General features: G+C 33.2%; 8 protein-coding genes. 7 read left to right on the top strand and 1 reads right to left on the bottom strand.

What is annotated here, in order from left to right:
- Positions 1-696 (bottom strand): Crp/Fnr family transcriptional regulator, encoded by a 696-nt coding sequence (locus tag FA046_RS09530; RefSeq protein ID WP_136826178.1) that lies wholly within the window; start codon positions 694-696, stop codon positions 1-3.
- A 504-nt stretch (positions 697-1,200) separates the two neighbouring features.
- Here FA046_RS09530 and FA046_RS09525 point away from each other — a divergent pair.
- The 7 genes from FA046_RS09525 to FA046_RS09495 all read left to right on the top strand — a co-directional run bounded on the left by FA046_RS09525 (position 1,201) and on the right by FA046_RS09495 (position 12,429).
- Entirely contained in the window at positions 1,201-2,799 is a 1,599-nt protein-coding gene (locus FA046_RS09525) for an alginate export family protein (RefSeq protein WP_225870907.1), read from the top strand.
- A 22-nt stretch (positions 2,800-2,821) separates the two neighbouring features.
- On the top strand, positions 2,822-4,030 hold the full coding sequence (locus FA046_RS09520; RefSeq protein WP_136826177.1) for a CmpA/NrtA family ABC transporter substrate-binding protein: 1,209 nt from the start codon (positions 2,822-2,824) through the stop codon (positions 4,028-4,030).
- Between the two features lie 4 nt (positions 4,031-4,034).
- Positions 4,035-4,823, top strand: coding sequence for a nitrate ABC transporter permease (ntrB, locus tag FA046_RS09515; RefSeq protein ID WP_136826176.1), 789 nt, complete (start codon positions 4,035-4,037; stop codon positions 4,821-4,823).
- 25 nt (positions 4,824-4,848) lie between these two features.
- Positions 4,849-5,724 (top strand): ABC transporter ATP-binding protein, encoded by an 876-nt coding sequence (locus tag FA046_RS09510; protein ID WP_136826175.1) that lies wholly within the window; start codon positions 4,849-4,851, stop codon positions 5,722-5,724.
- 358 nt (positions 5,725-6,082) lie between these two features.
- Complete coding sequence (locus FA046_RS09505) at positions 6,083-7,384, top strand: MFS transporter (protein WP_136826174.1); 1,302 nt, start codon at positions 6,083-6,085, stop codon at positions 7,382-7,384.
- Positions 7,385-7,428: 44 nt separating this feature from the next.
- The gene (locus tag FA046_RS09500; protein ID WP_136826173.1) at positions 7,429-10,950 is read left to right on the top strand and encodes a nitrate reductase; all 3,522 of its coding nucleotides are present in this window, start codon (positions 7,429-7,431) and stop codon (positions 10,948-10,950) included.
- Between the two features lie 3 nt (positions 10,951-10,953).
- Entirely contained in the window at positions 10,954-12,429 is a 1,476-nt protein-coding gene (locus FA046_RS09495; RefSeq protein ID WP_136826172.1) for a rubredoxin domain-containing protein, read from the top strand.
- The last annotated feature ends 1 nt before the right edge of the window (position 12,430 follow it).

The raw sequence follows: 12,430 nt of genomic DNA, 5'->3' as shown, positions 1-12,430 counted from the left end.
TTATTCTTCGGTTTTAGAATATACTAATAATTTTTCTTCATCTAAAATAGTGATGTTTCTTTTAGAAACTTCTATTGCTTTATCTTCTGTAAGCTCATTAATTATTCTAAATAAGGTTTCATAAGTTGCACCTACATAAGAAGAAATATCTTGTTTAGAAAGCTCTATTTTTAAAGTTCCATCTTCTGAAATGCCAAATTGGTTTTTAAATGAGATTAAAGCTCTTGATAATCTTCCTTTTACAGACATGTGCGCAATGTTTCTCATTTTTCTTTCTGATTCTTGCAACTCATCAGCAAAAAACAGCAATAACTTATAAGTAAACTGAGGATTCACCTTTAAAGTACTGTTAAAAAAATCCATAGATATATAACATACTATACCGTTTTCTAAAGCTGTGGCAGAAATAGGGTAAATATCACTAACGGTGCTTAATCCTCTATGTCCTAAAATACTTCCGTCGGTTGCAAATCTTAAAATCAATTCTTTATCTGCACCCCATTTTTTATGAACCTTAACATTTCCTTTATAAACAAAGTAAATTCCTTCAACTTTATCACCTTCTTCAAAAATTAGTTCGCCTTTTTTTACCTCATAAATCTTTTTATTGGCTTCAATGGCTGGCCACCATTCTGCAATACAGTTATTAGTTAAATAACAGTTGGTAACATCATGTTTTTTCTTTGTTAATTTCATTTTTATCGAATAAATAACCTAATCAGGCAATATAAATTTACTAATATTCAAATCTCGTCTATTCTTAATAATAAAACCAAAAACAGCAATTAATTAATTACATAAATGATACTTTTTATAAAAAGTTATACAATTAAAGTATTTTTTCATAAATAAATAACATTTTATATAAAAATGATACATAAATAATGTGTTTTAGTTTAATTTTTATTGTTAAAAATATAATTACATAAATATTTACTAATAATATTTTAACATTTTACTTAAAAATTGATGTTTTTTTGGTATAAATCATATTAATTGTCTTTTTTAATCGTACAATTTATATTTAATATGATATTTAATATATTTAAATCACAAAACAGAGACATAAATAAGATATTTAAAAAGGAAAATCATGATCAACACTTCATAATGATTTAAAAACAAAAAAACCCACTAAGAAGTCGAAATTCTTAATGGGCGATTAGTTCAAATTGCGTTCACAACCTTAAACTTTAACAAATGTATAAAATTTTATCCAACCCAATTCAATCTGTAAAATCAGGTTCTCGATTCACCAAATCGAAGAAGAAAATCACAAAAACCTTTTTATCTAAAATGCTTTTTGTGTCACTTTTAATTATTTCATCTATAAAAACTCAGGCTCAGTTTTCTTTAACCGGTCAATTAAGAGCCAGGGGAGAAGTAAGAAAGGGCTTTGCAAATCTTGTTCCTTTAAATACTAAAACCGCAGCTTTTATTTCTCAAAGAACTCGTTTAAATTTTGGCTATAAATGGGATAGATTAACTTTTGGTGTTACCGCCCAAGATGTTAGGGTTTGGGGACAAGATGCTTCGTCTATTTCTAACGCAGATGGTAGCCGTTTAATGTTACATGAAGGCTGGGCCGAAGTTACTTTAGCTAATAAGGCTGATACCACCATTAAGTTTAAATTATTAGACAACTTATCTCTTAAAATTGGCAGGCAAGAACTTATTTATGATGATGCCCGCCTAATTGGAAATTTAGACTGGCTACAACAGGGTAGGCGCTTTGATATGGCTTTATTAAAAGCAATGCATCATGGCTGGCAAATAGACTTAGGTTATGCTTTTAATCAGAACAATGAAAACTTAGCAAAAACCAGTTATGTACCCGCAAATATCCCTCAATATGTAAAAAATGATATTGGTGTTTTAGTACCTACACCTGCTAATTTTATTCCTTTAATCAATGGCGCTGGAAATAGCGCTAAAGTAGGCAATCCTACCTTTACCAATCCTCCTAATACCAACGGAGGAAATCAAGATTATAAAAACTTTACCAGTTTATATATTTCCAAAAAGTTAAATCAAACCAAAGTTTCATTCCTGTTTTTTCATGATGAGTTTGGTAAATATAAATTAGATAGTGTGGCAGCCGGAGGTGGTAAAGTGTACGGAAGATCATTTGATGTAACTGGCACAAACAACAGAAATACTTTTGGTACCATGGTTTCTCCAGTATTTGGTAACTCGTCTGGCTTTGGAAAAGTAGCTGTTCAGGCTGCTTATTATCAACAAACAGGAAATGACAGAGACGGAAAAGATTTAAAAGCTTATCACTACACCATTGCGGCAAATTACAGCAAAGGCAAATTTACTGTAGGTCCGGGTTTTGATTATTTATCAGGAAATAAAACCACCACTACAGCAACAGAAAGTAAAAGATTTGATCCCTTATATGGCACACCTCATAAGTTTTGGGGAAGTTTAGATTATTTCTACGCTCCAACAGGTTCTCCTGCAGCTGGCTTAAAAGATTATTATTTTAAAACCAAGTTTACTGCAAATACTTTTTACATCATCGCTGATTATCATTTATTTGAAACTGCAAATGCAATAGCAGTAAGCAATACCAAAAAACTAGGTGATGAGGTAGATTTAGCCATCAATTATACGGTAAACAAATTTACAACTATAGAATTAGGCTATTCTATAATGAAAGGCACTAACACTTTAGTAGCTACAAAAGCACAAGCAGGAGCTGCTTCTACTTATAATAAAACTGGTCAGTTTGGATATGTGATGTTAAATATTCGTCCTGATTTCTTATACACAAAACCAGTAGCCATTAAATAATTCACTCTTTAAACTTAAAATCATGAAACCAAATCAAAAAATATACAAAAACTTATCATTTTGCGCTTTAACTATAGTAGTATTAGTGCTGTCTAATTTTCAGGCATCAGCAAAAAAAATAAAATTAGGCTTTATTCCCCTTACAGATTGCGCCCCATTAGTGGTTGCCAAAGAATTAGGCCTATTTGCCAAATATGGTGTAGATGTAGAACTTTCTAAAGAAGCTTCTTGGGCAAACATCAGAGACAAAATTCTAAACGGCGAATTAGATGGCGCTCATTGCTTATTCTCTATGCCGTTTTCGGTTTATACCGGTATAGGCGGTAAAGCTGGCTCAGAAATGAAAATAGCCATGGTTTTAAATAATAACGGACAAGCTATTACCTTATCAAAAGATTTTTGTGGCCTGCTAGGGTACAAAGAAATAGCCAAAGTTGGTGCGGCTATTAAAAAGCTTCAAGCTAAAAAAGAAGTGACTTTTGCCATGACTTTCCCCGGTGGAACTCATGATATATGGTTACGTAACTGGTTGGCGGCTGCTGGTATAAACCAAAAATCTGTAGGGATTATTACTATTCCTCCTCCACAAATGGTAGCTAATATGAAAGTAGATAACATGGAAGGATTTTCTGTTGGAGAACCTTGGAACGGAGTTGCAGCAGCTCAAGGAATTGGCTTTACTCATATTGCTTCACAAGATATTTGGAAAGATCACCCAGAAAAAGCATTAGTGGTAAATTCTGCTTTTGCAAATAGCGATAAAGCCGATCTTAAAAAAGTGATGAAAGCTATTTTAGAAGCCTGCAAATGGCTTGATGTAATGGCCAACAGAAAAAAAGCAGCTGCTTGGTTAACAAAGCCATATTATGTAAATGCGCCACTTGCAGTAATTGAAGCCAGATTAATGGGTTCTAGCGATTTAGGTTGCGATTTAGGTGTAAAGCGGTATAAAGATGATTTTATGACTTTTTATAAAGGCGGTATTGTTAATACACCAAAAAAATCAAACGGAATGTGGTTTTTAGCTCAATTTGTAAGATTTGGAATGCTTAAAGCAGAACCAAATTATGCAGCTGTTGCCGATAAATTAATATTAGATGATTTGTTTGCTGAAGTTGCCAAAGAAATGGCTGTTCCTGTACAGCCAGATATGAAACCTTTTAAAACTACTTACGATGTAATGTTTGACCCAGCAAATATCAGTGCTTATCTAAAAACCACTAAAAAATAACCACATGAAAAAGATATTTAACATACAAAGTTTATACAGCATCCTGTTTTTCACAGGCAGCATCATCATATTAGGTTTAATATGGCAATTGGTTTCTATCATCACAGAAAAAGAAATACCCGGCCCTTTGCAAACATGGGTGGTTTGTAAAGAAATGTTTACCACTCCATTTTATGATAACGGCCCAAATGATAAGGGCATTGGCAACCAATTAATGAGTTCTTTATGGCGAGTATTTATAGGTTTTGGCATTGGAAGCTTAATTGCAATTCCTTTAGGGGTCATCATGGGATCTTCAAAATTTATGATGCGCCTTTTTGATCCTATTGTTCAAATTTTAAGACCAGTTTCTCCATTGGCTTGGTTCCCTCTAGGATTATTAGCTTTTAAAGCTGCCGCTGGTGCAACTATTTTTATCATCACCATTACCTCTTTATGGCCAACATTAATCAACACTTCTTTTGGCGTATCTAGCATTCCTCAAGATCATAAAAATGTAGGTAAAGCTTTTGGATTTTCTAAGCTTAAATACCTTACCAAAATACTTATCCCTTACTCATTACCTCACATTATTACAGGTTTAAGATTATCTATTGGCATTGCCTGGATGGTAATTGTGGCTGGCGAAATGTTATCTGGTGGATCAGGAATTGGCTTTTTTGTTTGGGATAGCTGGAATGGACTTTCGCTTGAGAAAATATTGGTTGCCATTTTAATTATTGGAACCGTAGGCTTACTGTTAGATAAACTATTTAACGTAGTACAACATGCATTTGCATGGGAAAACAAATAATTTATTGATTTAAAAACACAGGATTATGAAAAGTTTATCATTAGAAGAAATACAAACATTAAACGATTCTGAAATAGAAACTTCAAAAGCAATCGAAAAAATTCTTGGGCCATCTGCCATTAAGATAGACAATGTAACGGTTTCATTTAAAAGTAAAAACGGCATTTATACGGCTATCAAAGACATCAGTTTAGACATAAAAAAGGGTGAGATTGTTTCATTCATCGGGCATTCTGGTTGTGGTAAATCAACCTTAATGAATACCATTTCTGGAATGAATACGCCATCACATGGAGAAGTAATTGCTAATGGAAATGTAGTTAAAGGTCCCGGACCTGATAGAGGGATTGTTTTTCAAAACTATTCTTTACTGCCTTGGCTAACCGTTTTTCAGAATATTTATGAGGCTGTTGATTCTTCCTTTAAAAATATCTCTAAAAAAGAGAAAATAGAAATGGTAGAGAAAAACCTTAAAATGGTAAATCTTTGGGAGCATCATCATAAACTACCCGGGCATCTTTCTGGCGGAATGAAACAACGTGTTGCCATTGCAAGAGCATTTGCTATCAATCCTAAAATATTGCTTTTAGACGAGCCTTTTGGCGCTTTAGACGCTCTAACAAAAAGTTCTATGCACATAGAGCTCTTAAAATTATGGAATTTAGATCATCGCGAAAAAACAATTGTAATGGTTACCCATGATATTGAAGAAGCTATATTTTTATCAGACAGAGTTGTGGTTTTAAACAACGGACCGGCATCAACCATTAAAGAAATTGTTGAAGTAAACTTAGAACGCCCAAGAAACAAAAAAGATATTGTTCATGATCCTAAATACATGGAGATACATGATAAGCTACTTAATTTGTTAATAGATAAGTTCTCTATTGCAGATTATTAGATTAATCAATTAAAATAAGATCAATTTTATCTGTTTTAATTAAAAAACAACTCAATAACACAATAATATAGTGCTATTATTTATAATTTATTGATTAAATTAAAGATAATAGCACTTTTTAATTTATAAAAATCATAATAAACACTAATAATTTAATAAAAAGCATAAAAAAGCAGTTAAATTTTATTAAAAACCAAGTATTTTTTGAAAAGTTATCAAAATATATAATCTATATAACATAATATGCTATTTTTATAATCAAATAATCGATTTAAATATTGTTTTAAATATTTTTAATATAAAAATCAAAAACTACACCGAATAATTTCTTATAAATAATAGCTTAATTTTTTTTAAAATGAATTTAGATCAAAAACCACTTCAAAAACTCAATATTTTCTCTGCAAAAGGCGTTCAAATGAAAACATTCCATATTACATGGTTAATGTTTTTTGTGTGTTTTTTTGGATGGTTTGGCTTAGCACCACTAATGCCAACTATTAGAGCAGAGTTAGGCTTAAGTAAAGCACAAGTAGGGAATATCATTATCGCATCTGTAACTGCAACTATTATTGCCCGTTTAATTATAGGCAAGTTATGCGATTATTGGGGCCCTCGTAAATCTGCAACTTTATTATTAATTATTGGTTCTATCCCGGTTTTCTTAGTGGGTTTAGCGCATAGTTATGAAACCTTCTTGTTATTTAGATTAGCTATTGGAGTAATAGGGGCATCTTTTGTAATTACGCAATACCATACTTCTATGATGTTTGCTGCCAACATAAAAGGGACAGCAAATGCCGTTACCGGCGGATGGGGAAACCTTGGTGGTGGAATTACAAACATGGTAATGCCTTTAGTTTTTGCCACCATTGTGGGTTTTGGTTATACCTCAGCAGAAGCTTGGCGTTATGCCATGATTTTACCAGGCGTAATGATGCTTGGAGCTGCAGTTTTGTATTGGAAATACACCAAAGACACTCCTCAAGGTAACTTTGATGAAATTAAACATGTTACAGCAAAATCTAGTAAAACCGATTGGACTGTTTTAGCCGATTGGAGAGTTTGGGCATTAACTTTAGCTTATGCCATGTGTTTTGGAATGGAAATCACTTTTGATAACGTAGCTTCTTTACATTTTGTTGATGCCTTTGGATTATCGCAAAGTAGCGCTGGTTTTTGGGCAGGCATATTTGGTTTCATGAACATTTTTGCCAGAGCCTTAGGCGGCATTGTTTCTGATAAAGTAGGTTTAAAATTTGGAATGAAGGGTAAAGGAATGCTTTTAGCCTTAATGCTTTTATTAGAAGGCTTTGGAATTATTTTGTTTGCGCAATCAGGCTCATTTGTTATTGCAATTGTTTCTATGCTATCATTCGCCTTGTTCCTAAAAATGTCCAACGGTGCAACTTATGGAATTGTACCTTTTGTTGACGAAAAAAATGTAGGTTTAGTAAGCGGCATTGTTGGCGCTGGTGGAAACCTTGGAGGAATGGTTTTTGGATTTCTGTTTAAATCTGAAAGCATCACTTATGTGCAAGCATTTGAATATATCGGCATCATGGCCATAGCAGTATCTATCATCATTTTTATCACAAAATTCACCATAAAGAATGCCGATGAAAAGTTAGTTTCTCCAGATCTTTCTTTCAACCGTTAAACCTAATTAATCGTTTCAATTACAGATTGATATAAAAACTTCTAATGTCTAATCCTAAAAATTCATCACACAATTTTTCTTCTACCTGCAGCTATTGCGGGGTGGGTTGTGGTGTAATTGTTAGTAAAGAAAAAAATAATACGCTTAATTTAAAAGGTGATACCCATCATCCTACAAATAAAGGAATGTTATGTAGTAAAGGCTTAAACCTGCATTATACCGTAAACGACCGTTCTGATCGGTTACTTTACCCACAAATGCGCTACAACAAAAATATGCCTTTACAAAAGGTAAGTTGGGATGATGCATTAAACCGTACAGCAGCTGTTTTTAAAACTTTTATTCAAAAATACGGTCCAAATTCTGTTGCATTTTATGTATCAGGCCAATGCCTTACCGAAGAATATTATGTAGTAAATAAGCTAATGAAAGGCTTTATTGGCAGCAATAATATTGATACCAACTCTCGTTTATGCATGAGTAGCGCAGTTGTGGGCTATAAAATGTCTTTAGGAGAAGATAGCGTTCCTATTTGTTATGATGATATTGAACTGGCAGACTGCTTTTACGTAACCGGCGCAAATCCGGCTTGGTGCCATCCCATTTTATGGCGAAGAGTAGAAGCTCACAAAGCCTTAAATCCCGATACAAAAATCATTATTGTAGATCCAAGAGTTACAGACACTTGTTCTATTGCAGATTTACATTTACAGCTCAACCCCGGGACTGATGTTACCCTTAACCACGCTATTGGAAGATTATTGATAGAAAATGGAGATATAGATATTGATTTTATCACCAACCATTCAGAAGGTTTTGAAGCCTACAAACAAATGGTTTTCTCTAAAACTTTAGAAGAATCGGCTTTAATTTGTGGTTTGGCTATAGCCGATATTCAACTAGCGGCGCAATATATTGGCGAAGCAAAAGGCTTTATTTCTATGTGGACAATGGGATTAAACCAAAGTTCCATCGGTGTAAACAAAAACCTAAGCTTAATTAACCTCAATTTAATTACTGGTAAAATAGGCAAACCAGGTTCGGGCCCATTTTCTTTAACTGGCCAACCTAATGCAATGGGAGGACGAGAAGTTGGTGGTTTAGCAAATATGTTAGCAGCTCATCGCGATTTGCAAAACCCTATTCACCGTAAAGAAGTGCAAGATTTTTGGGGCGGTACTCAAATTGACCCAAAACCAGGTTTAACGGCTACAGAAATGTTTGATGCCTTAGATAATGGCAGCTTAAAAGCCATTTGGATTATTTGTACCAATCCACTTTTGAGTTTACCCAATGTAAGACAAGCAGAGCAAGCACTTAAAAAAGCAAAATATGTTGTTGTTCAAGAAATTAGTAATAAATCAGAGTGTTTGGCTTACGCCGATGTGATTCTACCAGCAGCAGGATGGGCAGAAAAAGAAGGCACCATGACCAACTCTGAGCGTAGAATTTCTTACCTGCCCAAAATAGTTGATGCGCCTGGTGAAGCGCTTCCCGATGCAGAAATCATTTATAAATTTGCTCAAAAAATGGGTTTCTCCGGTTTTGATTATAAAAATCAGGAAGAGATTTTTATTGAACATACTCGCTTAACTGCAAATACCAATATAGATATCAGCGGTTTAACTTATGATATTCTTAAAAAAGAAAAAACGGTTCAATGGCCCTATATTAAAAAGAAAAATAAAGGAACAGAAAGGTTATTTACCGATAAATCCTTTTATACTCCATCAAAAAAAGCCATTATTAATACTGTACCAGATGTAAATAAAAGTGAAGCTCCAAATGAAGATTTCCCTTTTATTTTAACCACCGGAAGAATAAGAGATCAATGGCACACTCGCAGTAAAACCAGTAAAGTAAACAAGCTCAATCAACATATTAAGCAATCTTTTTTAGAGATTCATCCAGATGATGCCTTTAAACTTCAAATTAAGGAAGATGATGTCACCATTATTCAATCTAAATTTGGCGAGGTAAGAGTTAAAGCTAAAATTACCAAATCTATTAAACAAGGCGTGGTGTTTTTACCCATGCATTATGGTAAAATTTTAGGAAATGATTTAAATAGAACAAATAATGTAACCAGTACTTTAGTTGATGCTATTTCTAAAGAGCCTGATTTTAAATATTGTGCCGTTCAGGTATCAAAATATAAAAAACCCAAACAACATATTGTAATTATTGGTGCTGGCGCTGGTGCTTTTGGCTTTGTAAAATCATACCGAGAACTTAACTCCGAAGATGATATCACCATTTTTAGTAAAGAAAATCATCCTTTTTACAACCGGGTAATGTTGCCAGATTATATTAGTGGCGAACAAAAGTGGGAGCAATTGGTAAAAATGACCGATGAAGAAGAACCAGAGTACAATATTCATCTAAAAAGAGGCATCGGCGTAAGCAAAATAGACCGAGAAAATAAATTTGTTACAGATGATTTTGGCAAGAAAACCTATTACGATATTTTAATTATGTCTACCGGTAGTAGAGCTGCTATTCCTAAAAATGTGCCTAAAATTCCAGGTATATTTTCTATGAGAACCCGTACTGATGCTGATAACTTTAAAAAACACTTACCTAAAGAAAGTCATGTTTTAATTATTGGTGGTGGTTTATTAGGATTAGAAATGGCTGCTTCTCTCAGAGAAATGGGCGTTAAAATCACCATTGTTCAACGTATTTCCAGATTTTTAAGTCGCCAATTAGATGCTTTGGGGAGTCAATTATTGCATGAAGAAATGACCGACCAAGGTTGTGATATTTATTATGACGATGAGGTAGAACTTTTCTACGGTCGTTCTAAATTAACAGGAGTAAGCCTAAAAAGTGGTCGTAAAATAGATTGTGATGCCGCAATTATTGCTATTGGTACCAGCCCAAATATAGAATTAGCTAAAGATTGTGGTTTAGATTGCAAAAGAGGAGTAGTGGTTGATGAACATCTTAAAACCAGTGATTCTTCCGTATTTGCCATTGGTGAAATTGCCGAATTTAAAGGCACTTTATACGGCATTACAGCCGCTGCCGAACAACAAGCTGATGCTTTGGCTAAATATTTAAACGGAGATGTGGCCAGCTTTTATGAAGGCAGTGTTTTTATGAATATCATTAAAATTCATGGTTTTGACTTATGTAGTATCGGTTTACCTGAATGTCCTAATGATGATCATTATGAGGAGATTGTGTTTATTGATAAAGCAAAAAGATACTATAAAAAATGCATTATCCACCAAGATAGATTGGTTGGAGCTATACTAATAGGTGATAAAAATGAATTTCAAGAATTTAGAGAACTCATCTCCAATAAAATTGAATTGAGCGATAAAAGGCTCTCATTATTAAGAAGCGGTAAAACACCAGAACCCGTTATTGGTAAATTGGTTTGTAGTTGCAATAATGTGGGGGAAGGGAATATTAAAATGGCTATTCAAAACGGCTGTAAAGATTTAAAAAACTTATGCAACAGTACAGGTGCGGGTACAGGTTGTGGCTCTTGTAAACCAGAGGTAAAGAGAATTTTAGATGATATAGAAATTTCGGATCAATCGTTAGTAATACTTTAAATAATGAAAGAGCCAGAACAATTAAATACGCAGCTTATCAAAATAAACTTACCTGGTGGCATTGTATCTCCCGGAGATTTATTAGATATATTAACTATTGCTGAAAAAGCTGGAGTAGAAAATGTAAGGTTTGGTAACCGACAGCAATTACTTTTTTGGGTAAATCAGCCACAGCTAGAGGATTTTGAAGATTCCCTTTTAGTTGCCGATGTTAATTATGAAATTAATGATGATAAATATCCAAATATTATTAGTTCTTATGTTACCGAAGAAATTTTTAATCCTTCTAATTGGTTACGAGAAGGCGTTTATAAAGATATTTTAAACGGCTTTAATCATCAGCCACAGCTTAAAATAAATATTGTAGATTGTACGCAAAATTTAATTCCATTTTTTACTGGTCACCTCAATTATATATCCTCAGAAACCAGTAATTTTTGGTATTTATACATCCGTTTTCCAAAATCAAATATCATGTATCGCTGGCCAACATTGGTGTATACAGAAGATATTTCAATCATCAGTAAATCTTTAGAAGATAAAATTTTAGGTAATCCTGACGTTTACTATCAGCAAGAAGAAATTAATGGAGAACAACTTTACTTACAAATAAACCAAGAAAATAAGTTTGTAACTCAAGAATATCAAAATCCATTGGTTCATACAGATTTTCAACTTCCTTATTACGAAGGGCTTAATAAATATGGAGATCATAAATTTTGGTTAGGCATTTATCGCCGTAGGGAAGAATTTTCTATTTCCTTTTTAAAAGAAATTTGCGATATCTGTGCAAAAACAAGGCTGGGTCAATTATATACAACTGCTTGGAAATCAATTATCATCAAAAATATTCATGCTGATGATAGAATATATTGGAGTCAGCTTTTAAACAAATACCGGGTAAATGTAAGGCATGCAGCAAATGAGCTTAACTGGCAAATAGAAGATCTTTGTGATGAAGCTGTAAATTTAAAAACCAATTTGGTAAAATGCTTTGAAGAAGCAGATTTAAGAACCTATCGTTTATGTTTTGCCATAAAAACTAAACCCAATACTGGTTTATTTGGTTCGGTAATTATTCGTAAAAGAAACCAAACCAACCAAAGCGGAAAGCATTTATATGAATTATTACACACCAAAAATTTCAACCCTAATAATAAAGAATACATAATTTTTAATAAAAGTTGTACAGAAGAGCAATTGAGCGAAAGTTTAATAGCACTAACAGAACATTATTACAGTTTACAAAACAACCTCACTTTACCTAGTTTAAATCCCGAAAAAACTAATGAAAAGAAAGAAAATTGGTTAAATGTTTATCAGTGTAAACATTGTGAAACCATTTATGATGATACCTTTGGGGATGATTTTAATGAAGTGGCCGTTGGCGTAAAATTTGAAACTATTGAAAAATATTTATGCCCAACTTGTGAAGCTCCAAAAGAAGATTATATCTTAAAAAAATTAAAAACTAATTAAA

The organism is Pedobacter cryophilus (assembly GCF_005116455.1).
Classification (GTDB): domain Bacteria; phylum Bacteroidota; class Bacteroidia; order Sphingobacteriales; family Sphingobacteriaceae; genus Pseudopedobacter; species Pseudopedobacter cryophilum.
Note: the sequence above shows the minus strand (reverse complement) of the source record. Positions and strands in the feature narration are given on the sequence as shown.

Coding starts and splice junctions, on each gene's coding strand:
- ntrB (WP_136826176.1), top strand. CDS start 4,035: ATGAAAAAGATATTTAACATACAAAGTTTATACAGCATCCTGTTTTTC.
- FA046_RS09505 (WP_136826174.1), top strand. CDS start 6,083: ATGAATTTAGATCAAAAACCACTTCAAAAACTCAATATTTTCTCTGCA.
- FA046_RS09495 (WP_136826172.1), top strand. CDS start 10,954: ATGAAAGAGCCAGAACAATTAAATACGCAGCTTATCAAAATAAACTTA.
- FA046_RS09525 (WP_225870907.1), top strand. CDS start 1,201: ATGTATAAAATTTTATCCAACCCAATTCAATCTGTAAAATCAGGTTCT.
- FA046_RS09520 (WP_136826177.1), top strand. CDS start 2,822: ATGAAACCAAATCAAAAAATATACAAAAACTTATCATTTTGCGCTTTA.
- FA046_RS09530 (WP_136826178.1), bottom strand. CDS start 696: ATGAAATTAACAAAGAAAAAACATGATGTTACCAACTGTTATTTAACT.
- FA046_RS09510 (WP_136826175.1), top strand. CDS start 4,849: ATGAAAAGTTTATCATTAGAAGAAATACAAACATTAAACGATTCTGAA.
- FA046_RS09500 (WP_136826173.1), top strand. CDS start 7,429: ATGTCTAATCCTAAAAATTCATCACACAATTTTTCTTCTACCTGCAGC.